The 26,102-nt window shown below is 45.9% G+C and carries 28 protein-coding genes; 23 read left to right on the top strand and 5 right to left on the bottom strand.

Annotated elements, in window-relative coordinates; all coding sequences use genetic code 11:
- Positions 1-39: 39 nt before the first annotated feature.
- The 9 genes from hisC to coaBC all read left to right on the top strand — a co-directional run bounded on the left by hisC (position 40) and on the right by coaBC (position 7,142).
- Positions 40-1,104 carry a histidinol-phosphate transaminase gene (hisC, locus tag H8704_RS05980; RefSeq protein WP_249297684.1) on the top strand — a complete coding sequence of 355 codons (1,065 nt, stop codon included), beginning with the start codon at positions 40-42 and terminating at the stop codon, positions 1,102-1,104.
- A gap of 218 nt (positions 1,105-1,322) precedes the next feature.
- Complete coding sequence (gene rpsF, locus H8704_RS05985) at positions 1,323-1,610, top strand: 30S ribosomal protein S6 (RefSeq protein WP_118559033.1); 288 nt, start codon at positions 1,323-1,325, stop codon at positions 1,608-1,610.
- A gap of 22 nt (positions 1,611-1,632) precedes the next feature.
- Positions 1,633-2,088, top strand: a complete 456-nt coding sequence (locus H8704_RS05990; protein WP_022464127.1) for a single-stranded DNA-binding protein — start codon at positions 1,633-1,635, stop codon at positions 2,086-2,088.
- A 37-nt stretch (positions 2,089-2,125) separates the two neighbouring features.
- Positions 2,126-2,392: a 30S ribosomal protein S18 gene (rpsR, locus tag H8704_RS05995; RefSeq protein WP_022304837.1), complete on the top strand. Its 267-nt coding sequence runs from the start codon at positions 2,126-2,128 to the stop codon at positions 2,390-2,392.
- A gap of 330 nt (positions 2,393-2,722) precedes the next feature.
- Positions 2,723-3,577: a Rossmann-like and DUF2520 domain-containing protein gene (locus tag H8704_RS06000; RefSeq protein WP_249297685.1), complete on the top strand. Its 855-nt coding sequence runs from the start codon at positions 2,723-2,725 to the stop codon at positions 3,575-3,577.
- Between the two features lie 137 nt (positions 3,578-3,714).
- On the top strand, positions 3,715-4,542 hold the full coding sequence (gene panB / locus H8704_RS06005; protein ID WP_118676869.1) for a 3-methyl-2-oxobutanoate hydroxymethyltransferase: 828 nt from the start codon (positions 3,715-3,717) through the stop codon (positions 4,540-4,542).
- Between the two features lie 25 nt (positions 4,543-4,567).
- A complete protein-coding gene (panC, locus tag H8704_RS06010) occupies positions 4,568-5,407 on the top strand; it encodes a pantoate--beta-alanine ligase (protein WP_022464130.1) in 840 nt (279 codons plus the stop codon).
- Between the two features lie 111 nt (positions 5,408-5,518).
- The gene (panD, locus tag H8704_RS06015; protein ID WP_022464131.1) at positions 5,519-5,902 is read left to right on the top strand and encodes an aspartate 1-decarboxylase; all 384 of its coding nucleotides are present in this window, start codon (positions 5,519-5,521) and stop codon (positions 5,900-5,902) included.
- A gap of 43 nt (positions 5,903-5,945) precedes the next feature.
- Positions 5,946-7,142, top strand: coding sequence for a bifunctional phosphopantothenoylcysteine decarboxylase/phosphopantothenate--cysteine ligase CoaBC (gene coaBC / locus H8704_RS06020; protein ID WP_022464132.1), 1,197 nt, complete (start codon positions 5,946-5,948; stop codon positions 7,140-7,142).
- 62 nt (positions 7,143-7,204) lie between these two features.
- On the opposite strand, the gene truA is transcribed toward coaBC, so the two are convergent.
- Entirely contained in the window at positions 7,205-7,963 is a 759-nt protein-coding gene (gene truA / locus H8704_RS06025) for a tRNA pseudouridine(38-40) synthase TruA (protein ID WP_249297686.1), read from the bottom strand.
- 273 nt (positions 7,964-8,236) lie between these two features.
- Here truA and H8704_RS06030 point away from each other — a divergent pair, with 273 nt between their 5' ends.
- From H8704_RS06030 to H8704_RS06040, 3 genes are all read left to right on the top strand, one after another.
- A complete protein-coding gene (locus tag H8704_RS06030) occupies positions 8,237-9,454 on the top strand; it encodes an iron-containing alcohol dehydrogenase (RefSeq protein ID WP_249297687.1) in 1,218 nt (405 codons plus the stop codon).
- Positions 9,455-9,616: 162 nt separating this feature from the next.
- Positions 9,617-9,787, top strand: coding sequence for a DUF362 domain-containing protein (locus H8704_RS06035; protein ID WP_022464135.1), 171 nt, complete (start codon positions 9,617-9,619; stop codon positions 9,785-9,787).
- A 141-nt stretch (positions 9,788-9,928) separates the two neighbouring features.
- Complete coding sequence (locus H8704_RS06040; protein ID WP_022305294.1) at positions 9,929-10,135, top strand: DUF1858 domain-containing protein; 207 nt, start codon at positions 9,929-9,931, stop codon at positions 10,133-10,135.
- A 137-nt stretch (positions 10,136-10,272) separates the two neighbouring features.
- On the opposite strand, the gene H8704_RS06045 is transcribed toward H8704_RS06040, so the two are convergent.
- Positions 10,273-11,106: an adaptor protein MecA gene (locus H8704_RS06045; RefSeq protein ID WP_249297688.1), complete on the bottom strand. Its 834-nt coding sequence runs from the start codon at positions 11,104-11,106 to the stop codon at positions 10,273-10,275.
- 514 nt (positions 11,107-11,620) lie between these two features.
- Here H8704_RS06045 and H8704_RS06050 point away from each other — a divergent pair.
- The 7 genes from H8704_RS06050 to H8704_RS06080 all read left to right on the top strand — a co-directional run bounded on the left by H8704_RS06050 (position 11,621) and on the right by H8704_RS06080 (position 17,804).
- The gene (locus H8704_RS06050) at positions 11,621-11,854 is read left to right on the top strand and encodes a hypothetical protein (RefSeq protein WP_022464137.1); all 234 of its coding nucleotides are present in this window, start codon (positions 11,621-11,623) and stop codon (positions 11,852-11,854) included.
- A 280-nt stretch (positions 11,855-12,134) separates the two neighbouring features.
- Positions 12,135-13,856: a glycosyl hydrolase family 18 protein gene (locus tag H8704_RS06055; RefSeq protein WP_249297689.1), complete on the top strand. Its 1,722-nt coding sequence runs from the start codon at positions 12,135-12,137 to the stop codon at positions 13,854-13,856.
- Between the two features lie 63 nt (positions 13,857-13,919).
- A complete protein-coding gene (locus H8704_RS06060) occupies positions 13,920-14,624 on the top strand; it encodes an N-acetylmuramoyl-L-alanine amidase (protein WP_118676879.1) in 705 nt (234 codons plus the stop codon).
- 1 nt (position 14,625) lies between these two features.
- Positions 14,626-15,681, top strand: a complete 1,056-nt coding sequence (locus tag H8704_RS06065) for an L-threonylcarbamoyladenylate synthase (RefSeq protein ID WP_022464140.1) — start codon at positions 14,626-14,628, stop codon at positions 15,679-15,681.
- A gap of 16 nt (positions 15,682-15,697) precedes the next feature.
- Positions 15,698-16,210 carry an arsenate reductase/protein-tyrosine-phosphatase family protein gene (locus H8704_RS06070; protein WP_249297690.1) on the top strand — a complete coding sequence of 171 codons (513 nt, stop codon included), beginning with the start codon at positions 15,698-15,700 and terminating at the stop codon, positions 16,208-16,210.
- Positions 16,207-16,635, top strand: a complete 429-nt coding sequence (gene rpiB / locus H8704_RS06075) for a ribose 5-phosphate isomerase B (RefSeq protein WP_249297691.1) — start codon at positions 16,207-16,209, stop codon at positions 16,633-16,635. Before H8704_RS06070 ends, rpiB begins: the two co-directional genes overlap by 4 nt.
- Positions 16,636-16,778: 143 nt before the next feature.
- The gene (locus H8704_RS06080; RefSeq protein ID WP_249297692.1) at positions 16,779-17,804 is read left to right on the top strand and encodes a branched-chain amino acid aminotransferase; all 1,026 of its coding nucleotides are present in this window, start codon (positions 16,779-16,781) and stop codon (positions 17,802-17,804) included.
- A 213-nt stretch (positions 17,805-18,017) separates the two neighbouring features.
- Here H8704_RS06080 and H8704_RS06085 read toward each other — a convergent pair whose 3' ends face one another.
- On the bottom strand, positions 18,018-19,619 hold the full coding sequence (locus H8704_RS06085; protein WP_182458247.1) for a DUF3794 and LysM peptidoglycan-binding domain-containing protein: 1,602 nt from the start codon (positions 19,617-19,619) through the stop codon (positions 18,018-18,020).
- Between the two features lie 167 nt (positions 19,620-19,786).
- On the opposite strand from H8704_RS06085, the gene H8704_RS06090 reads away from it, so the two are divergent.
- Together H8704_RS06090 and H8704_RS06095 are read left to right on the top strand one after the other, a co-directional pair.
- Entirely contained in the window at positions 19,787-21,559 is a 1,773-nt protein-coding gene (locus H8704_RS06090; protein ID WP_249297693.1) for a methyl-accepting chemotaxis protein, read from the top strand.
- A 35-nt stretch (positions 21,560-21,594) separates the two neighbouring features.
- Positions 21,595-22,038 carry a GNAT family N-acetyltransferase gene (locus H8704_RS06095; RefSeq protein ID WP_249297694.1) on the top strand — a complete coding sequence of 148 codons (444 nt, stop codon included), beginning with the start codon at positions 21,595-21,597 and terminating at the stop codon, positions 22,036-22,038.
- A 209-nt stretch (positions 22,039-22,247) separates the two neighbouring features.
- Here the strand turns inward: H8704_RS06095 and H8704_RS06100 are convergent, their stop codons facing one another.
- Together H8704_RS06100 and H8704_RS06105 are read right to left on the bottom strand one after the other, a co-directional pair.
- Positions 22,248-22,424, bottom strand: a complete 177-nt coding sequence (locus tag H8704_RS06100; RefSeq protein WP_118676887.1) for a DUF4250 domain-containing protein — start codon at positions 22,422-22,424, stop codon at positions 22,248-22,250.
- Positions 22,425-22,458: 34 nt separating this feature from the next.
- Complete coding sequence (locus H8704_RS06105) at positions 22,459-23,535, bottom strand: undecaprenyldiphospho-muramoylpentapeptide beta-N-acetylglucosaminyltransferase (protein WP_022464148.1); 1,077 nt, start codon at positions 23,533-23,535, stop codon at positions 22,459-22,461.
- Positions 23,536-23,725: 190 nt separating this feature from the next.
- Here H8704_RS06105 and H8704_RS06110 point away from each other — a divergent pair, with 190 nt between their 5' ends.
- Together H8704_RS06110 and H8704_RS06115 are read left to right on the top strand one after the other, a co-directional pair.
- On the top strand, positions 23,726-25,408 hold the full coding sequence (locus H8704_RS06110; protein WP_249297695.1) for an HlyD family secretion protein: 1,683 nt from the start codon (positions 23,726-23,728) through the stop codon (positions 25,406-25,408).
- Positions 25,409-26,098, top strand: coding sequence for an ABC transporter ATP-binding protein (locus H8704_RS06115; RefSeq protein ID WP_249297696.1), 690 nt, complete (start codon positions 25,409-25,411; stop codon positions 26,096-26,098).
- Positions 26,099-26,102 lie beyond the last annotated feature (4 nt).

A 26,102-nucleotide genomic window follows, 5' to 3' on the forward strand; every position in this document is an offset into this window, starting at 1 on the left:
AGAGTCAATATATTAACTACACAGAAATGAGGATGAGCAATGAGTACATGGAGAGACAACTTACGGACAATTGAGCCATATGTGCCGGGAGAGCAGCCAAATCTGCCGGATATGGTCAAGCTGAACACCAACGAGAACCCATATCCCCCATCACCAAAGGTGGTAGAGACATTAAAGAATTTTGACTGTGACAGTCTCCGGCTTTATCCGGATCCAAATTCGCAGGTATTGGCAGATGCGCTGGCAAAGTGTTATGGTCTGCAGAGTGATCAGGTTTTTCTGGGGGTCGGGTCAGATGATGTACTTGCCATTGCTTTTATGACATTTTTCAATTCGAAAAAGCCAATCCTGTTTCCGGATATTACATATTCCTTCTATGATGTCTGGGCAGAGCTGTTTCAGATTCCATATGAGAGACCGGCTTTGGATGACCACTTTGATCTGATACCGGAGGATTATTACAAAGAAAACGGCGGCGTTGTGATCGCCAATCCAAATGCACCGACCGGTGTCCTGCAGAGCCTGGATTTCCTGCGGGATGTGATCGAGCATAACCGGGATGTAGTTGTGATCATTGATGAAGCATATGCGGACTTTAGCGGAAGCTCTGCACTGGAGCTTACCAAAGAATATGACAATGTGCTGATCGTACAGACCTATTCCAAATCCCGTTCACTGGCAGGAATGCGTATCGGATATGCCATAGGTAATCCGGAGCTGATCCGTGCAATGAATGATGTGCGCTATTCCTACAACAGTTATCCAATGACCAGGCTTTCTGTGGCGCTTGGTGCAGCAGCACTGGAGGATGAAGCATATTTCCGGGAGACGGTTGCCAAGGTGATCGAAACAAGAGAGTGGACCAAAAAGGAATTGAAGCGGCTGGGATTTTCCTTCCGGGATTCCCAGACCAACTTTATCTTTGCGACTCATGAGAGCGTACCGGCGCAGACGATATTCGATGTACTGCGGGAGAAACACATCTTCGTGCGCCATTTCGGACAGAAACGGATCGAGAATTATCTGAGGATCTCCATTGGAACACAGGCGGAGATGGAGCGGTTTATCCGGGAAACAGAACAGATCATAGCTCAGAACAGATAATGAAAATGTGGCAGGATGATAGTTTTATAAGTCTTAAAAAATGTAAAATAGGTATTGCAATCGCGTGAAAAATGTTGTAAACTATTGATTTGTGATACGTTTATTTTTCCTTGTTCTCTCCTGTCGGGGCAAAGCATGCAGGGACATGCCGCAGTCGGTTATCACACGGAGGCGGAGCCATGGAGAGAGCCAGAGACCAAAAGGAGGTACAGACAACTATGAACAAGTATGAATTAGCGTTAGTTGTCGATGCTAAGATCGAAGAGGATGTAAGAGTAGCAACTGTCGAGAAAGCAAAGGACTATGTAACAAAATTCGGCGGTAACATCACAAATGTGGATGAGTGGGGCAAGAAGAAGCTTGCTTACGAGATCCAGCATATGAAGGAAGGCTACTACTACTTTATTCAGTTCGATGCTGAGGCAGATGTTCCGGGACAGCTTGAGCAGGCAGTCCGCATTATGGATCATGTTCTCAGATTCTTATGCATCAGACAGGAAGCATAGGAGAAAGGAAGGTGTTTCCTAAATGAATAAGGTAATTTTGATGGGTCGTCTGACCCGTGATCCGGAGATCAGATATTCTTCCGGAGAAAATCAGACAGCAGTTGCAAGATACACACTTGCAGTCGATCGTAGATTCAGACGTCAGGGAGATGAGCAGACAGCAGACTTTATTAACTGTGTCGTTTTTGGCAGAGGTGCAGAGTTCGCTGAGAATTATCTTCATCAGGGTACCAAGATTGTGGCAACCGGACGGATTCAGACAGGAAGCTATACCAATAAGGAAGGCAACCGTGTTTATACGACCGATGTAGTTGTAGAGGAGCAGGAGTTTGCCGAGAGCAAAGCGGCTGCAGCAAACTACAACGGAAACAGAGATGGCTATCAGCAGGCTCCATCAAGACCTGAGCCGACACAGGCAGCAGGAGATGGATTCATGAACATTCCGGATGCCATCGAAGAGGAATTGCCATTTAACTAGACTTGGATGGCGGAGATTATGATTAGGAGGTTTTATCATGGCTTATAATAAAGGCGATAGAGACGGTGCTCCAGCAAAGAGAAGACCGATTCGCAGAAGAAAAAAAGTTTGTGCTTTCTGTGCAGATAAAGAGCATGATTTCATTGATTACAAGGATACCAACAAATTAAAGAGATATGTCTCTGAGAGAGGTAAGATTCTTCCTAGAAGAATTACCGGAAACTGTGCAAAGCATCAGAGAGCTCTGACAGTCGCTGTAAAGCGTGCTCGTCATGTAGCACTTATGCCATACACTACAGACTAATAGTCAGACAGACTTATGAGCGGCAGCTCTTTCGAAGTGATTCGGGAGGCTGCCGTTTTTTTTGTTAAGAAAATTTTCATTATCAAATCTTACATTCTATGAAGCGACGGCTTGAAAAAGCCGCCGCTTTGTGCTATTCTGTCCAGTACAGCGAATGATCGATCTGGCAAAGATTTCATTTTCGCTGTACTATATGAGCGGTATTCGGAGAGAAACTGCATCAGGGAGCGCGGCTGGGGCCGCGAAGGTTAATGATATGACAGACGATAGTGGAAATGATTTCAATGAGATTGGAAGCGGGTGCTTCTTATCACCACAGGGAGGTTTCCTATGAGGATCGGAATAATAGGAGCTGGAAAGGTCGGAACGACATTAGGGAAATACCTGTCCATTCATGGAAAGAATGTCACCGGATTTTACAGCAGGACGCATGAAAGCGCTGACGAAGCAGCGACTTTTGCGGAAACAGAGACATATTCTTCTCTTTGTAAGCTGGTGGAGAAGAGTGATGTTATTTTTATTACAACGCCGGATGGCGTGATCCCTCAGGTGTGGGGGGACCTTTTGCATCAGGACATTTCAAATCGCATTATCTGTCATTTTAGTGGTTCATTATCATCTCATGTATTTTCTGGTCGGGAAGAGGCAGGAGCCTCAGGTATCTCGATGCATCCGATGTACGCGTTCAGTGATAAATTCCATTCATACGAACAGTTTCATACAGCGTATCTGACATTGGAGGGTGACCCGGAGGCGGTTGCAGTCATGAAACCCATGTGGGAAGCGATTGGTCATCATGTGCTGACTTTGAAGGCGGAGGATAAGATCAAATATCACGCGGCAGCGGCCATGGCGAGTAATGAAATGCTTGGCCTGATGCAGGCGAGCCTTGATATCCTGTCAGAATGTGGCTTTTCCGAGAAGGATTCTATGGCACTTCTGACACCGTTGGTACAGGGGAACATTGCTTCTATGCTGGAAAAAGGATGTGTGAATGCGCTGACGGGACCGGTAGAACGTGGTGACGCACAGACGGTCCGGAAACATCTGCAGGCACTGGAGGGCAGCAAGGCAGGAAAGATTTATCAGAGCCTTGGAAGCACCATGGTAGAGCTTGCAAAGCGGCGCAATCCTGATCGGGACTATACACCGATCCAGACGTTGTTTGAAAAGAGCGTGGATTAAGCGTTTTAACAGACGACATCCATCTGTCCGTAAAATGGAACAGAACAGAAATCGTTACTGGTTACACACAGATGTGAGCAGTGACAGGAAATGCGACTATCAAAAGATAGCGGATATTCAGAAAGGCTGGTAATCAAATGAAAAACACAGTACAAACATGGAGACAGGCAAAACAGGACGGCGTAAAGATCGCAATGCTCACCGCATACGATTACTCTACGGCAAAGCTGGAGGATGAGGCTGGAATTAACGGGATTCTGGTAGGAGATTCCCTTGGAAATGTAATTCTGGGATACGAGGACACACTTTCCGTTACCATGGAGGATATGATCCATCACGGAGCGGCCGTTTCCCGTGGCGCTAAAAACGCCCTTGTGATGATCGATATGCCATTTATGTCATATCAGACATCCGTTTATGATGCGGTTGTCAATGCAGGACGTCTGATGAAGGAAGGCCGTGGTAATGCAGTAAAGCTGGAGGGAGGCAAGGAAGTTTGTCCGCAGATCAAAGCCATCGTGGACGCAGGAATCCCGGTATGTGCCCATCTGGGACTGACCCCACAGCATGTCAATGCGTTTGGCGGCAATAAGGTACAGGGAAAGAGCACAGAGGCTGCTCAGAGTATTATTGATGCTGCACTTGCCGTACAGGAAGCAGGAGCATTTGCGGTTGTTCTGGAATGTATTCCTGCAAAGCTCGCACAGATCATCACAGACAAGCTGGAAATTCCGACGATCGGTATCGGTGCCGGTGTGGGCTGCGACGGACAGATCCTTGTATATCAGGATATGCTTGGAATGTTCTCGGATTATTCTCCAAAGTTTGTAAAACGGTTTGCTGAGGTCGGAGAGGTAATGAAGGAAGGCTTTGCCAAGTACATAAAGGAAGTACAGGAAAGCACTTATCCGGCACAGGAACATACCTTTAAGATAGATGACGATGTATTGGACAAGTTATATTGATTGGCGTGAAAGGAAGTAAGACAAAATGAAAATTGTAAATACAGTAGCAGAGGTAAGAGAACAGGTAAAAGAGTGGAGAAAACAGGGACTGACGGTTGGATTGGTGCCAACTATGGGATATCTCCATGAGGGACATAAAAGTCTGATTGACAGGGCTGTAGCAGACAATGACCGTGTCGTTGTCAGTGTATTTGTCAATCCGATGCAGTTTGGACCAAGTGAGGATCTGGAAAGTTATCCAAGAGATATGGACAGGGATGCAGCACTTTGTGAGGATGCAGGAGCAAGCCTGATCTTCCATCCGGAGCCATCGGAAATGTATCATGATGATTTTTCAAGCTTTGTGGATATGAGTACATTAACAGGCGGCCTTTGCGGGAAGACAAGACCTATTCACTTCCGGGGAGTTTGTACCGTAGTCTCCAAGCTTTTTAATATTGTGACACCGGACAGAGCATATTTCGGACAGAAGGATGCCCAGCAGTTGGCAGTGATCCGTCATATGGTATCGGATCTCAACTTTGGCATTGAGATCGTAGGATGCCCGATCATCCGTGAGGAGGATGGACTTGCCAAAAGCTCCAGAAATACTTATCTTAGCCCGGAAGAGAGAAAAGCAGCACTTGTATTATCACGTTCCTTGAAGCTTGGTAAAAAGCTGATCGAAGATGGCGAGAAGGATGCCAGGAAAGTGATTGCAGCCATTCGCGGGGAGATCGAGAAGGAGCCTCTGGCAAAGATTGATTATGTGGAGATTGTAGACTGGAATACTCTGGAGCCGGTAGAGAGCACGGAGGGTGAAATCCTGACGGCCATGGCGGTTTATATTGGCAAAACAAGACTGATCGACAACTTTATTAAATGACCCGTCAAACATCATTAAATAACGACGAATCACAAAGAGACAGGCAGAGTGGTGCAATACAAATTGTTTGCTGATTGCAACACACTGATGCAAAAAAGGAGATTGAACAACATGCAGATTACAATGTTAAAGGGCAAGATCCATCGTGCCGTGGTACAGCAGGCGGAGCTTAATTATGTGGGAAGCATTACCGTGGATCCGGAGCTGATGGAGCAGGCGGGAATTCTGGAATATGAACTGGTTCAGATCGTGGATGTGGAAAACGGCAACCGTTTCGAGACATATACAATCGCCGGAGAGCCGGGGAGTGGCATGATCTGTCTGAACGGAGCAGCGGCAAGACAGGCGCAGGTAGGGGATCATGTCATCATTATGTGCTATTGCCGGATGACGCCGGAGGAAGCGAAGGATCACAAGCCGAAGGTGGTATTTGTGGATGAACAAAATCATATCAGCCGTGTGACAAATTATGAAAAGCACGGACAGTTATCGTAAAGATGAAATGATCTGACATACTATACAGCAAGGAGACATGAACATGTTAAAGGGAAAAACGATCGTACTGGGTGTGACGGGCAGTATTGCCGCTTACAAAATTGCAAATCTTGCAAGCATGTTGGTAAAGCTTCATGCGGATGTACAGGTGCTTATGACAAAGAATGCCACCAATTTTATTCACCCGACGACATTTGAGACGCTGACAAGCCACAAGTGTCTGATCGATACATTTGACCGCAATTTTCAGTATAGTGTAGAGCATGTGGCTCTGGCAAAGCAGGCGGATGTGGTTCTGATCGCACCGGCCTCCGCCAATGTGATCGGCAAGCTTGCCAATGGTATTGCGGATGATATGCTGACCACAACGGTTATGGCATGCCGCTGCAAAAAGATCATTTCTCCGGCGATGAACACGGCTATGTATGAGAATCCGATCGTCCAGGACAATCTCAAAAAGTTAAAACATTACGGTATGGAGATCATTGAGCCGGCTGTGGGGTTGCTGGCCTGTCATGATGTCGGGGCCGGAAAGCTGCCGTCCGAGGATATTCTGCTGCAGTATATTCTCAAAGAAGCTGCCTGTGAGAAAACCATGGCAGATAAGCGGGTTCTTGTAACAGCAGGACCTACCGTGGAAGCGATTGATCCGGTCCGCTATATTACCAATCATTCTACCGGGAAGATGGGATATGCCATTGCGCGGGAGGCGATGCTTCGGGGCGCAAAGGTAACGCTGGTGACCGGTCCGGTAGCGATCGACCCGCCAATGTTTGTGGATGTGGTGCCGGTGACGAGTGCGGCAGATATGTTCGAGGCTGTGACCGGCCGGGCACAGGAACAGGATATTATTATTAAGGCGGCTGCGGTTGCAGATTATACGCCAGTTACTACAGCAACCGAAAAGATCAAAAAGAAGGATGGGGACAATGCCATTGCACTGACCCGTACCAAAGATATTCTCGGATGGCTGGGAGAACACCGCAGAGAGGGGCAGTTCCTTTGTGGTTTTTCTATGGAAACACAGAACATGCTGGAAAATTCCCGTCAGAAACTGACAAAAAAGAACGTGGATATGATCGTTGCCAATAATCTTAAGGTGCAGGGTGCCGGATTTGGCGGAGACACCAATGTGGTGACGCTGATCACAGCAGATGGAGCAACGGAGCTGCCACTGCAGTCCAAGGAGGAGGTAGCAGGAAAGCTGCTGGAAGAGATTATGGAGAAAATGCAGGGATGATGCATGGGGCTCATATCAGGAGCTTCTTTGGACCTCCGTCATGCGCAAAGATCGCGTGATTGTCAGTATATTACTTCCACCAGAAACAGCCCCGGTGCCGGAGCGGTAAAACCTGCTTCGCGGCGGTCAAGGGACTGCAGAATGCGGGGGATATCCTCTGCGGATCTCTGGCCGCTTCCAACCTCAAGAAGTGTTCCGGTCAGGATACGCACCATATGATATAAAAATCCATTGCCGTAGAAATCCAGAGTGATCCGGTCGTTATCGTTGGCGATCCGGATATCCCGGATCGTACGGACAGTGGATTTTTTCATGTGGCGGTTATCGCAAAAGCTTTTAAAATCATGCTCCCCCGTCAGATACGCAGCAGCCTTTTTCATTTCTTTTATATCATAGGGGATGCGCGCTTCGTGTCCGGAAGGAATCCGGGCTGCGTAACGCCGTTCAAATACATTAGGCACTATTGCATTGTCGATCACATAGCGGTAGTGCTTTTCCTTTGCATTGAGTCTGGCATGGAAGCGTGTGGGTGCTTCCTCTACCGAAATGACGCGGATATCCATCGGAAGGGCATGATTAAAATAATCCCGGATATAATCGGTATCAGCAAGTTTTTTCTCACAGCGGAAATTGGCTGTCTGTCCCAAAGCATGGACACCGGCGTCTGTCCGGCCGGAGCCATTGACATCGGTTGGAGTACCGGTGAGCTTTCCTGCAATGGTTTCCAGCTTTGCCTGTATCGTGTTGTCTGTATTACCCTGCTTTTGCCAGCCGCTGTAACGGGTGCCGTCGTATTGCAGGATCAGTTTATAGTTATTCATAGTAATCCTCATTTCCGGTGATCTTTTATATGTCACGCATCAAATCCTAAATCTGAAATTATGTCATGTCACAATTCTATCAGAATACATTTCCCGATTCAAGAATGTATCTACTGTCTATGAAAGCCGGTCATATCTTCACAAATCTTTCATATATTTCCATAGATTCTCTGTTGATGAAATATCTCATCAGGTGTAAAATAGAAGTATCAAATTGTACGACAAATCTATCTTGTCGATGGAATTGTCAGATTTTAAAGGAGGGTAATATTTATGGCAAGATTTACGTTACCAAGAGATCTGTATCACGGCAAGGGGGCATTGGAGGCCCTGAAGGACTTTGAAGGAAAGAAGGCAATCATCTGTGTGGGCGGCGGTTCCATGAAGAGAAATGGGTTCCTGGATAAGGCAATCGGTTATCTGAAGGAAGCAGGCATGGAGGTTGATCTGATCGAGGGCATTGAGCCGGATCCGTCTGTGGAGACGGTAATGAAAGGCGCAGCCAAAATGCAGGAGTTTCAGCCGGACTGGATCGTTGCCATGGGCGGTGGATCTCCAATCGATGCTGCCAAGGCAATGTGGATCAAGTATGAGTATCCGGATGTGACCTTTGAGGATATGTGCAAGGTGTTTGGTCTGCCAAAGCTTCGTACGAAAGCAAAATTCTGCGCAATTTCTTCAACTTCCGGAACGGCAACAGAAGTTACGGCATTTTCGATCATTACAGATTATGAGAAAGGTATCAAGTATCCGATTGCTGATTTTGAGATCACGCCGGATGTAGCAATTGTGGATCCGGAACTTGCAGAGACGATGCCAAAGAAACTGGTGGCACATACCGGTATGGATGCTATGACTCATGCGATCGAAGCATATGTTTCTACGGCAAATTGTGATTATACAGATCCGCTGGCACTTCATGCGATCAAGATGATCCAGAGAGATCTGGTAGGCTCCTATGAGGGAGACATGGAAAAGAGAGACAGTATGCATAATGCACAGTGTCTTGCAGGAATGGCATTTTCCAACGCACTTCTTGGTATTGTACATTCTATGGCACACAAGACCGGAGCTGCCTTTGCAGACTATGGTGCACATATTATCCATGGTGCGGCCAATGCGATGTATCTGCCGAAGGTTATTGCATTTAACGCAAAGGATGCCACAGCAAAGGAACGTTATGGAGAGATTGCAGATTTTATGAAGCTTGGAGGCAGTAATGATGATGAAAAGATAGAGCTTCTGATCAAATATCTTCGTGGAATGAATGATGCGTTAAATATTCCTCATTGTATCAAAAATTACGGACCGGACAGTTATCCGACAGAGGAAGGTTTTGTACCGGAGAAAGTATTTCTGGAGCGTCTGCCGGAGATTGCAGCAAATGCGATCCTGGATGCATGCACCGGTTCGAACCCTCGTCAGCCATCCCAGGAGGAGATGGAGAAGCTGCTGAAATGCTGCTATTATGATACAGAGGTAGATTTCTAAATATAAACTTTCACGCTGACATAGTTATGGAGCACCGGAGGTTATTGATAAATTTTCTCGCTTAACACAAATGAGAAAATTGAGTTAGTAAGGTTTTCCTCTTGTAAAAAACAGAAAATTGTATTAGAATGTGGTTATACTAAGAAAAGGAGGATTTATAAAATGGCATATGTTATTGGAGATGATTGTGTAAGTTGTGGCGCTTGTGCAGGCGGATGTCCTGTAGGAGCTATTGCAGAAGGTGCTGAGCACTATGAGATCGACGCTGATTCTTGCATCAGCTGTGGCGCTTGTGCTGGTACATGTCCTTCTGGAGCTATTTCAGAGGCGTAATCATTACACATGAATTACCGGACTGTCCTCGATGGCTTCACCGTGGACAGTCTTTTTCCTTTTCAACACAAACAATGAGTTTTTTAGAATGATATACAGATCCGGCAGAGAGCCGGATATTGTATGAGATGGAGGATTAACATGGACGCTAGAGTAAATAAAGATATGATCATTAGTGATATGCTTCAGATCGATCCGGGTATTGCTGCTGTATTGATGGCATCCGGTATGCATTGCGTAGGCTGCCCTGCATCACAGGGAGAGAGTCTGGAGGAGGCCGCTATGGTTCATGGTCTCAATGCGGACGAGCTGATTGAGAATGTAAACGGCTATCTGGCAAAGAAATAATTATGAAATCAAATGAATACAAAATAAAAGACCTGTTACAAACGGCTGCACCGGTTTGTAACAGGTCTTTTATTTTGTATAGAAACTGCTCGAAACATAATAAAAAAGGGCAAAACCAGCGTTTTGCTGCATTCAGATCAGATACTTGCCAGTACCTGAAGCGCGTGCTCCTGAATCAATGGCTCATAATGTTCTTCATAATAAGAATGGCTTGCATACATATTGTGTACCGGTCTGCCATATTCGCCCATAATATTACAGATTTTATTGAACTCCTCCGGACTGTGTTCGGATTTATGAGCGATCAGATAATATAAGCCGGTTTTTTCATCCTTGTAAACAGTGTTGGAACCATAATAGGTATATACCAGATATTCTGCCAGATCGGTAAGATCCTGAAGATTCCGGAATGAGAATATCTTGATCACGTCGCGGTTTGCAGTATAGTCCTTGGTTTTTGGACGGCGTTCCATGCCTAATGCTTCAGACAGGGAAATGAAGTCACCGTCGGATGTGCTGTGACCGGCATCGTCCGGCAGAGTGGTGGAAGCAGGATCAGATGCCGGAGGTTCCGGTTCCATCAGAATGTCACTGTCAAACAGATCCATATCTGACATATCATCCTCTTCAATAGTAAAGACATTATCTATATCATCCATATCTGTATTTTCAAAATCGGAATCATCATCGGTAAAATGAGAAAATCGTGTATCAAGTTCATCCGGATCATCCACCTTGGTAATCACAAGAACAAGGCTGTCCGGATACATAGGAATCGCCTCTACCATCAAAGGGATATCCTCTGCCTCAAAACCGAATTCGTAAGATGCCTGCTGCATCATATCGCGAAAAAGAGCCTTTGCTTTTTCGCTGCCATAGGCGAGCTCGCTGATTCGAAGTTCCCGGTCACTTAAGTCCTTTTGGTTTAAGGTACAGCGAATCTGATGATCATTAATTTTTTCGATATGCATAGGCTCACTTCCTTTCCATGATTTTTTGTAACAGATGGAGTAGTTTTTATTAAAGCGAACAATCCTTCTGGTTAGTTTGATTATAGAATATTCTTACGCATAAGTCAATTTTGCGTTCCTCTTTATTTTTTGTTGATTTTCACTAAGAAATACTGGCATTTTCTTGTGGGTTTTCTATTATTTGTATTTTTAAATACAATACTGAATAAAAACTGATTTTTCACACTTCTGTTTTGTGAAAAAATGACAGAACAGAGAGTGGTATTTCGGCGCGAAACGCCCTGTTTATGGGTTGTCACGACGGATTATGACGGAGTATAATAGGAGCTGGAGAGACGGTCTTGAAAATGAAGAAAGGAGGTTATAAAAAGTCAGACGAAGGAAGACACATATCCAGCGTATCAGCGAGATGTTTCTCCAGTCAACAATAAAAGTTTATTTCAGGTGGGATGATCAGGAAAACGTATCACAAATTTGTACTTCCGTATCATCCTTATCATAGGAGGGTGTGTCGATGAAGGAAAATACAGGTGATTTAAAAGAGCAGATGTATTCGTGGATATTGGCAGAAATGGAGCAGGCGGAGGCTGCCGGCTTAAGCGTTTCCGTGGATGGAAGACCCTATACTCTGGCAGAGACGGACAAGCTCCATCAGATGATGGAGGAGGCGTATTATATGAAGGATTATGTCGGGGATCGTCAGGGACGGATCACACAGATTGATTTTGATCACTTGGAACATGTCTGACAACGATGTATGGTGTATGGCAGCTATATGCCGTTTAAAGCGAACCAGTATTAGAACCTTTTGATCAAGCAGATGTGCCGTCTGGAAACCGTTGGCCCGGGGACAGACAGGCACATCTGGTTTTTCTTTTTCCGGATACTTAATGATATGATCGGGGCTTTCCGCTCTGCATAAAATGCGAGGATTGATTGTGCGTTGGAAAAGTGATATACTTTTTTCAAATATATGCATTTGATGTGGTTTGATTTACGTCATTTATATAGAAAAGAGGGACTGAGCCATGAATAAACAAAAGAAATTGACGCTGACCTTTATTGCACTTCTGGTTCTTGCCATTGTGATTGCAGGGATTGCTCTGCTGGTGAAAAGGTATATGCCGAGCAACAGGGAGATGGCACTGACAGAATATTTTAAGGTGTCAGAAGGGGAGATGCAGGTGATCCTGCAGGATCAGATTTATGACACAAAAGCTCTGTATGAGAATGGGCAGATTTATGTAGATTATGGGATGGTTCACGATTATCTGAATTCCCGTTTTTACTGGGATTCCAAGGAGAACCAGCTGTTATATACTACTTCTACTGCAGTGATATCCGCTGCGGCAGACAGTCAGGATTATTATACCAATAAAAGCAAGGCTTCTATGGATTACCCGATCGTAAAGGTAAAGGGTGACACGGCTTATGTGGCACTGGATTATGTAAAGGAGCGTACAGCACTGGATTATAAGAAGTACGATAAACCGGACAGAGTGGTGATCACTTATCGTTATAATGAGAAGGCAGATTATGCCAAGGCAAAAAAGAAAGCCAGAATACGTTATCGTGCAAGCATCAAAAGTGATATATTAGTGAAGCTGAAGGAGGATGACCAGGTACGTGTGCTGGAGCAGGGAGACAGTACGAAGTCGGGCGATGGCAATGAATCTTCTTTTGATAAGGTAATGTCTGTGGATGGTGTTGTGGGATATGTCCGCAGAAAAGATCTTGGAAAGATCTATCAGTCGGAATACACGACCGATTTTAAAGAGGAGCAGTATACTCATATTTTGAAGGATGGGAAGGTTAATCTGGTATGGCATCAGGTGACCACAAGCGCAGCCAATGATGGGGTGCTGAACCTGCTCAATGCGACGAAGGGTGTCAATGTGGTAGCACCGACATGGTTTACGGTTTCCGGCAATCATGGTGAGATTACTTCTCTTGCCAGCGATGCATATGTGTCAAGGGCACGCAGCCTCGGAGTTGATGTGTGGGGGGTATGCAATGATTTCAGCAATGACAGCAAGATTGGCAAGGTACTGGAACGGACAACGACCAGACAAAAGCTGGAAAAAAATCTGATCGCAGAAGCGATCAAGTACAGTCTGGATGGCATCAATATCGACTTTGAGCACGTCAGGAAGGCCAATGGGGATGATTTCATCCAGTTTATCCGGGAGCTTGGCATTATGTGCCGCAATAACGGAGTCGTTTTATCAATTGATAATTATCCGCCGACTTCCTATTCTATGTATTATAATCGTAAGGAACAGGCTGCCGTAGCGGATTATGTGATCACAATGGCATATGATGAGTATTATGCAGGCTCTGAGAAGGCAGGTCCGGTGTCTTCTCTGAATTATGTGACAGATTCTACAGAGAATACATTGAAGGAGGTACCGGCGGAGCAGACGATCATAGCATTGCCATTTTACAGCCGTCTTTGGAAGGAAACGACAAAGGATGGAAAGGTTAAGCTGAGCTCAGAGGCATATGGAATGCACTTTGCGAAGGAATCTATGATCGATGCAGGAGCAAAGTTTGAGTGGAATGATGAAAGTGGCATGAATTATGCAGAGTACACCAAGGATGGTGTGGTTTATAAAATGTGGCTGGAGGATCAGACTTCTCTGGAAGAGAAGATGAAGGTGGTTTCAGATCATCAGACCGCCGGATATGCATTTTGGAAGCTGGGACTTGAAGATTCAGCTGTATGGGATATGATCATCAAATATATGTAGTTATTCTATCTGGTTTGGTATATTCATAATATGAAACAAAAGGATATACCGGAGCGTAGAAGCATGAATAACAAAATAAACAGAGTGATGAGCTTTTTGATCCTGGGACTGGCATTTGCAGCCATGATCTTTGAGACAGGAAATGCTGTTTATACATGGTCGAAACAGGCAGACAAAGAGCAGCGTTATACAATTGTAATCGATCCGGGACATGGAGGGAATGATCCCGGCAAGATTGGAATAAATGATGTGCCGGAAAAGGATGTTAATCTGGCGATTTCCCTAAAGTTGAAGGATATTCTGGAACAAAATGACTGCAAGGTGATCATGACGAGAGAGACGGATCAGGGACTTTATCAGGACGGGGATACCAACAAAAAGATAGCAGACCTGCATGCACGCTGTCGGATCATTAACGACAGTGGAGCAGATGCTGTGATCAGTATTCACCAGAACAGTTTTACATCGGAGAGCTCTAAGGGAGCACAGGTTTTTTACCAGACAACTTCCGAAAAGGGAAAGGTTCTGGCAGAAATACTGCAGGAGCAGCTGGTATCCGGACTGGATCCGGAAAACAACAGAGTGGCAAAGGCAAACAGTGATTATTATATGTTAAAAAATACTCAGGCGCCGATGGTGATTGTGGAATGTGGTTTTTTATCAAATACGCAGGAGGCAGAGCTGTTGACGCAGGAGGCATATCAGCGCCGGGTGGCATGGACAGTTGCACTTGGGACGCTGCAGTATGTGAGCGGAGGTCATAATTAAAATGAAAACGATAATGCAAACGATAAACCCGGAGAGCTTTCAGGATGAAGAGCTGCAGGAGGCTTGCAGGATTTTGCAGAACGGAGGTCTGGTGGCATTCCCTACCGAGACGGTATATGGTCTGGGTGGTGATGCACTTCGACCGGAGGCTTCTGCGAAGATTTATGAAGCCAAGGGACGCCCTTCGGACAATCCGCTGATCGTGCATATTGCAGATATGGAATCGTTGGAGGAGGTTGCACAGACGGTTCCGGAAGAGGCTGCGAAGCTGGCACAGCATTTCTGGCCGGGACCGCTGACAATGATCTTTCCAAAGAAAGAGAAGGTGCCGGGGTCTACAACGGGTGGGCTGGATACGGTGGCAGTACGAATGCCAAGTCATCCTGTTGCAAGGGCACTGATCCGGGAGTCCGGCGTTTATATTGCGGCTCCAAGTGCTAATACATCGGGAAGACCAAGTCCCACGAAGGCAGAGCATGTGCAGGAGGATCTGGACGGTAGGATTGATATGATCATTGATGGAGGAGCAGTTGGAATCGGTCTGGAATCCACGATTGTGGATATGAGTACAGGTGTTCCGACAATTCTGCGTCCCGGATATATAACAAAAGAGATGCTGGAGGAGGTATTGGGACAGGTGCAGGTGGATCCGGCGATTCTTTCCAGAACCATCAATCCCAATATCGTAGCAAAGGCACCGGGAATGAAATACCGTCATTATGCGCCTAAGGGACAGATGACTATCGTGGAGGGTAAAACCGAAAAGGTGATCGGGGAGATCAACCGCCTTTGCCGGGAGAAGATGCTGGAAGGACATTCCGTAGCGGTAATTGCTACAGAGGAGACCGAAACAAGATATCAGTGTGACAATGTACGGAGCGTGGGATCGCGCAGAACGGAGGGGTCGATTGCGGCCGGGTTATATGATATACTGAGAGAGATGGACCATATTGGTGCGGAATATATATTTGCAGAGAGCTTTGAACAGGATACGCTGGGAAAAGCAATTATGAATCGGATGTTGAAGGCGGCTGCGTATCATGTGATCAATGTATAGAGAGGGGTACTGATTATTGGATTATTCAAAGATTATTTTTGTCTGTACGGCAAACACATATTTAAGTCCCGTGGCAGAAGCTATGTACCGGCAGTTTACAGAAAAGGAAAGAGAACAGGCAAGAGAACGCGGAGAGAGGGTACCATCCTTTCCGCCATGTTGTTCCAGAGGACTGGTGGTTCTTTTTTCAGAACCCATCAGCCCGAAGGTAAATGTTTCCTTAAGTCAGCATGATCTGCGGCCTTGTTCCCATGAAAATTCTGTGCCGTTAGAGCAGTTTGATATTGGGGAGGATACACTGGTACTCACTATGACCTTCAGTGAAAAGGTTGCGTATCTTGAAAAATATCAGGGCGGTGAGGTATATACTTTGGGAGAATATGTTGGAGAAGATACGGATATTACAGATCCTTATGGCGGGGAAGAGGAGCAGTATGATATGTGTTATCACGATATTGCCCGGCGGATCCGTAAGGTGATACAGATTTTAATGAAAAATGAGAAAGACGAAGGAGGACAAGCAGAATGATTGCATTGGGAAGTGACCATGGTGGATATGGATTAAAACAGGAGATCATCGGATATCTGGAGGAGAAAGGGATCGAGTATAAGGATTACGGATGCTATGATGAAAGTCCATGTGATTATCCGGTATTCGGTAAAAAGGCAGCACAGGCGGTCGTTTCCGGAGAATGTGAAAAAGGCATTCTGATCTGTGGGACAGGCATCGGGATTTCTATTGCAGCCAATAAGATCAAGGGTGTCCGCGCGGCATTATGTCATGATGTATTTAGTGCCAAGGCAACCAGAGAACATAACGATGCAAATATGCTGGCCCTGGGGGCCCGTGTGGTTGGGCCGGGTCTGGCATTGATGATTGTTGATACGTTTTTAAATACAGAGTTTTCAAATGCAGAGCGTCATCAGAAGAGAATCGATATGCTGGAGGAATAACGGCGCAGGGATGTGAAGCCCCGGACAAAATACATCCAAAGCAGAAAAGATACCCTTGACACTCTTCATATCAAGTATTAAAATTGGATTCAATGAATCAATCGTATACATGCATGAAATGTATACAGAATGGAGGAATAGTTATGGCAAAGAAAGATATCGATTGGCATAACCTTGGATTTGGTTATGTAAAAACGGACAAAAGATATGTGTCCAATTTCAAAGATAGTGCATGGGACGATGGCGCATTGATCAGCGATGATACGATTACAATTAGTGAGTGTGCCGGAGTACTTCAGTATGCACAGACTGTATTCGAGGGTCTGAAGGCATATACCACAGAGGACGGTCATGTGGTGTGCTTCCGCCCGGATTTAAATGCAGAGCGTCTTGAACAGTCAGCAAAGAGATTGGAAATGCCGGCTTTTCCACAGGATCGCTTTGTAGATGCGGTCGTACAGACAGTAAAGGCAAATATTGATTATGTACCGCCTTATGGTTCCGGTGCAACTCTTTACATACGTCCGTACATGTTTGGAACCAATGCAGTTATCGGTGTAAAGCCGGCTGATGAGTATCAGTTCCGTGTATTTACTACACCGGTAGGACCGTATTTCAAGGGCGGCGCAAAGCCAATTACAATCCGTGTTTCTGATTTTGACCGTGCAGCACCTCATGGAACAGGCCACATTAAGGCTGGTCTGAACTATGCAATGAGCTTACATGCGATTGTAGATGCACATAATCAGGGATTTGCTGAGAACGTATATCTGGATGCAGCGACCCGTACAAAGATTGAGGAGACAGGTGGAGCAAACATCCTGTTTATTACAAAGGATAATAAAGTCGTTACACCAAAGTCGAACAGTATCCTTCCATCTATTACACGTCGTTCTCTGCTGATCGTAGCCAAGGAGTATCTTGGTCTTGAGGTTGAGGAGAGAGAAGTATATCTCGATGAGGTTAAAGACTTTGCAGAGTGTGGTCTTTGCGGTACAGCTGCAGTTATCTCTCCGGTTGGCAAGATCAATGATCATGGTAAAGAAATCTGCTTCCCGAGTGGTATGGAGGAGATGGGACCAATTACCAAGAAGCTGTATGAGACTCTGACAGGTATCCAGATGGGACGCATTGAAGCTCCTAAGGGCTGGATCAAGGTGATCGAGTAATACAAAATATAAAGAAAATCGGCCGGAAGGCAGATGGAGGCTTTGAAAAATAAAAGACATCGAATGTGAACTATGTTTCCCGGAAACAATTTTAGGAGAGACACAGAGTTATATTCGATGTCTTTATTGTTTTATCAGACAATGTGTTTATTTCACTCATTGCAGTAACATGGCAAAATATGGATTTTTTTTGGGAGGTCGATCATACGGAAATTACAGCCCATCCACCTGTTTTGCAAGTAGCAGGCGATCTCCCGGATGAACTTCCTCTGAGGTGAGTCCGTTAAGCTCCATAATACTTTCCGGAGAGGTCTGGTATTCTTTTGCGATATCCCAGAGACTACTGTTATCACTGACGATAAAGCCTACGATGCCGGGCATTTTCTGAAGACGTTCCAGATCCTGGGGAGCTTCTTCAATCTGTGTGATGACGTTACAGCCGGCAGAGGTGAATACAATAGCACTGACACTGAGAACCACCTTTGCTTCAATTTCCGCCGCATCCAGCATGATCACACTGATCTGGCTGATGTCGGTCTGGAGCAGATAGTGATCCTCAGGGGAAATCCCCTTGATCTCCATAAAATGCTGGAATGGAATAACAGCATTTAAGCTGCCCAGAGGTTGATCGTCATTTTCGGTGATATACAGGATATCCAGAGCAACGATGCCTTCCAGAGCAATGCCGTCTTCCCGGATTTCCTGTTCATCAATCTGGACCCGGCCGGAGGCGGTGCAGATCTGAAGGATTCGTTCCTGTTTATCATCTGGTTTGATCTGATCAGAAACACGGATAACATTTTGTGTTTTAAGCAGGAGCTGTTCAAAGGTAACCGGTTTTTTGGATAGTGTCAATTCGCAGGCGGTCGAATAGGCATCCTTGAGGATCGGAAGCTTAACATCTTCGTAAAATTTCATAGTCATGTTTAGCGGCAGTTCGATCTCAAGAATACGTTGTTCCCCGTCTTCGTCGGGTTTGACCTCCATAGAGCCGCATCCGGGCTGGAATATAATATCAGGAATCATCTGCTCGCTGCATTGGTCGCATTGTACGATACCATCAATGGAAGTCTCCGTTTCCAGATATTCCATCCGGCGCTCCTCATCCACCGGTATATACAACACAAACACATGCAAGTCTCCGGTAATGCGGATGCTGTCCTCCAGAAGACGTGTCTGGAGATTTACAGGGGTCATTTCATAGTAAAGGATCGTGTCAATATCCGGTTTTCCCTTTGGAAGGGTGAGCTCATCTTTGATGCGGAAAACATCCTTCTGCCGGGGAGTGGACCGGGTATAAGAGATATCGTCGAAACGTTTATGAAGTCCCTCCGGGACAAGAGCGTCCATTCCGGCCCGGGCGGCATCGTCCGAGATAATATCGACTCCCGCAGGATAACTTGTTTCGTCCTCTGCCTGACAGTGGAAGCCGGCAATTGCACGAACACTGATCTTGCGGGAGTGTATCAGTTTAATCTGACAGTCCTCCAGATCATAGCTGCAAAAAACGGTATCTGTGTCGGATAAGCTATCCATATTTATCGTTTCTTCAAAGGGAATCTGTCCTTTCATGTTATGTATCGGGCGGATATCATCATTGCTGGCATACAGCAGCTCGAATTGGAGCTGTCCATGTACAATACATTTATTTTGTTCGCAGGTGATCTCAGTAAGCTCCAGGCAGCCATGCTGCTTTATGATAAAATCAATGTCCGGCTTTGTGTCCGGCACATTTACATCATCTTCCAGAGTGGTCTGGATACTGCCGTGGCATTTTATCTGGTTTGTAATCATAGTTTCTAAGGATAATTTCATGGGAATTCCTCCATATATGTGATTTGTTGTCCCGTATGTTTCAATATATGAAAAAAAGAAAAGAGATATTCTAAAAAATAGGGAAAAAGATTGGACAGAAACATTTATCTGATTTATAATATTGTTATATTTTCAAACGAATTCTATGAAATATCAGGAGGGTAATTATGGCTGGAAAGAGAAGGAAAGAGAAGAAAAACGGCAGCAGCAGACTGCGGATCAAAATCATGCTGGTTGCTTTGCTTCCAATGATACTGATGGCAGTGATCGTGGGGATTTCCGCTACACGTAATATGAAAGAGGGTATGCGTCAGGAGATGATGTATGCACTGCAGACAGAGACACATTCTCTGGAGCAGTTGTATAATGCGGTCAACAGTGATACATATTCTGTTAGTGGCGATAAGCTGATGAAGGGAAGCTTTAATGTTACGGATGAGACAGATTTTCTGGATTCCTTTGTGGAAGGAACAGACATGCAGGTGACGGTATTTTATGGGGGCACCCGTATGGCAACGACACTCAAGGACCAGTCAGGGAATCGTCTTACCGGGACAAAGGCAGATGAAGCTGTTACAAAGGCTGTGACACAGGATGGAAAGACCGTAGAGGAATATAATATTGCCATTGACGGAGAGAAGTATTATGCCTGTTATGCGCCATTAAAGGATTCCGGAGATAAGGTGATCGGCATGGTATTTGCCGGCAAGCCTGTGACAGAAGTACAGACATTGATCAGCGAGCGTACCAGTCATATTGTTATTGTGGAGCTGGTAATGATCGTACTCGCTATAATCGTGATCTTCATTCTGACCAAAGGCATCCAGGTGGGACTGCAGGCAGCGGAGAAAGCCGTTCACGGTTTGTCTAACGGTGATCTGACAGTAGCAGTCGAGTCGAAAGCCATGCGCCGTAATGATGAGCTGGGAGATATGACGAAGGGTGTGGCAGTGCTTATGAACCAGCTTCTTGAGGTGGTGAATCATATCCGCACTTCTTCTGAGCAGCTGTTGAAGTCTGGTACGGATCTTAGCAATATGGCAACGCAGACCAGCTCCACCGCAGATGATATCAGTAAGGCGATTGAGGAGATTTCCCAGGGAGCCGTATCTCAGGCAGATGAGATAGAGAGGGCATCCCATGAGGTGGATACAATGGGTCAGTTGATCGGACATATTGCAGATAATGTGGCAGAGCTGGATCAGGGAACTCAGGAGATTAAAGGCTCCAGTGACCGTTCAATCGATATTATCCGGGATCTTACAGAATCCAATGACAGGAGTATGGAGGCTGTTAGACATATTTCCCGTCAGGTTAACGCAACGAATGAGTCTGCATTAAAGATCCGGGCAGCTGTTGATCTGATCACTTCTATTGCAGAAGAGACCAATCTTTTGTCTTTAAATGCTTCCATTGAGGCAGCCCGTGCCGGAGAGCAGGGACGTGGCTTTGCTGTGGTAGCGGGTCAGATTCAGAAACTTGCAGAGCAGAGTAATGAGTCTGCCGGAAGCATTGCCGATATTATTGGAGAGCTTTTGAAGGATTCTGAGAATTCCGTACAGGTCATGGAAGAAGTTCAGAAGATTATGAACGAGCAACAGGAGAAGCTGCAGGCAACCAGAAAGCAGATTGCGGAGGTTGGTGATGGTATCAGTGGAGCTGCCCAGGCGGCAGGTATGATCCGCCAGCAGACAGAGCACTGCAATAGTGCCCGTGCCAATGTGGCAGATGTAATCTCAAACCTCTCTGCAATTTCGGAGCAGAATGCAGCATCCACAGAGGAAACAACGGCTTCTATGGAGGAGATGAATGCAGCGATGAATCTTCTGGCAGAGTCAGCAAGGCAGCTTCAGGAGCTGTCCAAGTCTCTGGAGGAGGATATTTCCTTCTTCCGTGTTGATAATATCAGAGAAAATATTCATGGTGTAATCGAGGGGTGAAACGATTAATATAGCAGCAAGAAAGGGACGACAAAATGCTTACATATACAGATGAGATTACGGTGGAGGAGTATAATGACCTGCGACGTTCTGTAAACTGGATCACCGTAAAAGACAAGAGAGCTCAGAAAGCATTGAACAATTCTTTCTATAAACTCATCGCCCGGAAGGACGGCAAGCCGGTTGGAATGGCGAGGATCGTCAGTGATGGAGGCTATACTTATTTTATTACTGATGTGATCGTGCGGCCGGAGTGTCAGGGAGAGCATATTGGTACGGCTCTGATCGACAGGCTTCTGGAGTATATCAAGCGGGATGTAATGGATGATGAGACCGTGATGGTCAGCCTGATGGCGGCATATGAGAGAGAAAGCTTTTATGAGCGCTTTGGGTTTCATACACGTCCTTTCGGCAATCATGGTCCGGGAATGTCTATGTGGGTTTCGCGGATTGCAGACGGAAGTATCATTACTTCATAAGGGCTTTATGATTTTGTTATTTACAGAATTGGCACAAGTGAATAAGTGCCCCAATATTTTGAATTAAACTGATAGTATAAACAGAAAACAGCAGTTTTGAACGGATATCACAAATTTGTGATTTCGTATCAAAGCTGCTGTTTTATTGTTTAAAGCCGGGCAGAGTATCCGAAAAGACAAAAGAGAACTTTCCGGATATCATCGATACGTCAGATAAAGCGGTTGGTGGCAGCGTCATAGCTGTAATCCACTGTTTTTAATTTGTCGCAGATCTGCTGCTGGTCTAAATCCAGTGATTTGCACAGCTCTTCCAGACTTGGATAAAAATCCCGGAGCTGTGTGTTTAAATAACTAACTAACATCATAGGATCATTTGGAATATTCATGGGAATCCTCCAATCTTTCGAGTTCGTTGTATCATTATTTCTTTTTATTTTTTGCAGAGACGTTGATCAGTTCCACAATCTTTTCAATGGAATTGTTGAGCTGGCTTCGCTGCATTGCCTTGATAAAGCGGTCTTTTTCTTCAAAAGCGGTATTTACGGCATTCAGGAGCTTTTCGTTGGTCAGCTCCTCCTCCTGGATCACGATGCTATAGCCCTGTTTCTCGAAGGAGGCGGCATTCAGGATCTGATCGCCGCGGCTTGCCTGAGCGGAAAGCGGGATCAGGATGTTTGGCTTACGAAGGGCAAGGATCTCGCAGATGGCATTGGCTCCGGCGCGGGAGATCATAATATCTGCGGCAGCCATAAGATCTCGTAATTCTTCCTTTATGTACTCAAATTGTACATAGCCCTTTGTGTCCTTGAGGGAATCATCCATCTTGCCTTTGCCGCACAGATGGATGATCTGGAAACGCTCCAGAAGCTGTGGCAGGATCGCACGAACAGCCTCATTGACCCGGACGGCACCAAGACTGCCGCCGATGATCAGGATAACAGGCTTCTCGTCGGTAAAACCACAGAAAGCAAGTCCCTTTTCTTTGCTGCCCTGAAAAAGCTCCTGGCGGATCGGAGAGCCGGTCAGAACGCCTTTGTGCTCCGGCAGATGCTTTAAGGTCTCCGGAAAGTTTGTACAGACTCTGTCTGCGCAAGGGATACAGATTTTATTGGCAAGTCCCGGTGTCATGTCGGATTCGTGGATCACACATGGGATATGACGGGATTTGGCTGCAACAACCACGGGAACAGAAACAAAGCCGCCCTTGGAAAATACCACATCCGGACGGAGGAGCTTTAACAGCTTTCGTGCCTGTCCGTAGCCGCGAATGACTTTGAATGGGTCACTTAAATTTTTCGGATCAATATAGCGGCGCAGCTTGCCGCTGGAGATACCATAATAAGGAATACCAAGCTCCGGGATCAGACGGCTTTCAATGCCTTCGTAGGAGCCGATGTAGTGGACTTCGTAGCCCTGCTTCTGAAGCTCCGGGATCAGGGCAATGTTTGGTGTTACATGGCCGGCTGTACCTCCGCCGGTAAGAACTATTTTTTTCATTTTATATACCAATCCTTTCTTGAAGAATAAACCGATTATTATCTAATTTATTATATTAGTATTGGAGTATTTTATCAACTGAAACTTCGTTTCACAATTTGAACACGGCTTCTACACTTTTTCAACAAGAAATTTGGGTATGATTTGGAACATATTATTCGATTGATTTGTTAGAAAGGTAAGGTGTCATATGAAAAAGAAACGTGGGAAAAAGTTTAAGGTGATTGTCTGTGGAGGTGTTGTTTTGGTTCTGGCAGGAGGGATTCTGGCAGGAAGACATTTTCTTCAGGCAAAAAAAGCCTCCTCGGAGGGAGTGACCGGACAGAGTACAACAACCCTGGCCAAAATGGATCTCACCGATTCCATTAGTGCATCCGGAACCATTGAGAGCCGGAAAACACAGACGGTATCGGCTTCGGTGAATGATGTGACCGTGAAAAAGATTTATGTCAAAGTAGGGGATAAAGTGAAAAAGGGGGATAAGATAGCTCTTTTTGATTCGGATAGTCTGGAGAGCAGTCTGGAGGAAGCACAGGATGCTTTATCGGAAGCACAGAGTTCTGCTGCGTTGGAGATAGAATCTGCGCAGGAGCAGTATGACACCGCGCTCAGTGACCAGAGCTACAATAATACGAAGGCTGCCAAAAATGTGAAGAAAGCGCAAAAAGCAAAGGAAACGGCTGCAAAAGCATTACAGACTGCCAAAAATAAAGTAAAGAAGCTCCAAACCGGTGCAAAGGGGAAGAACAGTCAGGAACTTACGGCGGCAAAGGAGGCTCTGACGAAAGCCCAGGAGGCATATGAGCAGGCAAAATCCGCGCTGGGGACAGCAAAGGACAATCAGACAGATACTGCAAGACAAAATAAATCCTCTGTGACCCAGGCAAAGAGTTCCGTGAGCAATGCCAGAAGCAATCAGACCAAGAGCGTCAAAGAGGCACAGAAAAAGGTTGAGGAAGCGCAGGAGTCACTGGATAAATGTACAGTGACAGCTCCTATGGATGGTGTTGTGACAACGTTAAATGTATCTGTGGGAGACACGTATACCGGTGGAACCATTGCAGAGCTGGATGATACCAGTGGATATACGATTACTACAAGTGTAGATGAATACGATATCAGCGATGTGAAAAAGGGACAGCGTGTGGTGATCCTGACGGAGGCGACAGATGAGGATGAACTGGAGGGTGTTGTAACATTCGTGGCGCCGTCTACCGGCAGCAGTTCCTCAGCAGAAACCACCGGAAATGCCGGGAATACAGGAAACAGCAGCAGTGATGGTTATGAGGTCCGCATTCGTTTGAAAACAAAAGACAGCCGTCTCAAAATGGGTATGACCGCTAAATGCAGCATTATTAAAGAGGAAGCAGATGATGTATATGCTGTACCATATGATGCGGTCAGCGAGGCACAGGATGGCAGCTGTTATATTACAGTGGTAGATAACGATAATACCGGTGATCAGAAAACGGAAAATAATACAGACCGACAAAAGAGTAATGACACTGGCGGACAGGGCGATGACGCCGGACAGATGAATGGAAATCCTGCGGATGATCAGAAGGGGCAGAAGCCACAGGACAGTGACAGTAAAGAGGACAGTGGAAAAAGCAGCAGACAGACCCGGACAAGTCAGATCACAGTAACCAAAGGAATGGAGACTGATTATTATGTGGAGATTTCCGGAGATGATCTGCAGGAGGGATTGGAGGTTGTGGTTCCGACTGACAAGGTTTCTTCCGGAAGTGATTCCTCCTCAGACAAAAACAGCAATGCTCTTGGCGGGATGGGAGGCATGAACGGAGGTGGTATGCCGGACGCTGGTAATATGGGCGGCAAAGGCGGCTTCGGCGGACCGGGAGGTGGAAAATAAATGAAAAAGCGACAAAAGGATTCCGCTGTAATCTCTTTGCATGGGATTGTAAAACGATTTTATATCGGAAAGCCGAATGAACTGGAAATTCTTCATGGGATTGACCTGCAGGTGGAGCAGGGCGAATTTGTATCCATCGTGGGGGAATCCGGTTCCGGTAAATCCACGCTGATGAATATCATTGGTGCGCTGGACCGCCCCACCGAGGGAGAATATTTTCTCCGGGGAAGAAATGTGGGAGAGACAGGAGATAAAGAATTGTCCATGATACGAAATCAGGAGATCGGCTTTGTGTTTCAGACATATAATCTGATTCCACGGACCACCGCTCTGGAAAATGTGGAGCTGCCGATGTTGTATGGCAAGGTGAAAAAGACAGAACGCCGTGCCAGGGCAAAGGAGCTTCTGGAATTGGTGGGGATGGGAGAGAGGATGTTTCATAAGCCGGAGGAATTATCCGGAGGCCAGAAACAGAGAACGGCCATTGCCCGTGCCATGGCGAATGATCCTTCTATCATACTGGCCGATGAGCCGACAGGTGCCCTTGATTCCGAGACCAGCCGGAAGATTATGGATATTTTCCATGAGCTTCACAAGGAGCAGGGAAAAACGATCGTACTGATCACACATTCCGGGGAGCTGGCGGAGGAAACGGACCGGGTTATCCGGATTTCGGATGGCAGAATATAAAAAA

The sequence above is a fragment of the Jutongia huaianensis genome (assembly GCF_014384985.1).
Taxonomy (GTDB): Bacteria; Bacillota; Clostridia; order Lachnospirales; family Lachnospiraceae; genus Jutongia; species Jutongia huaianensis.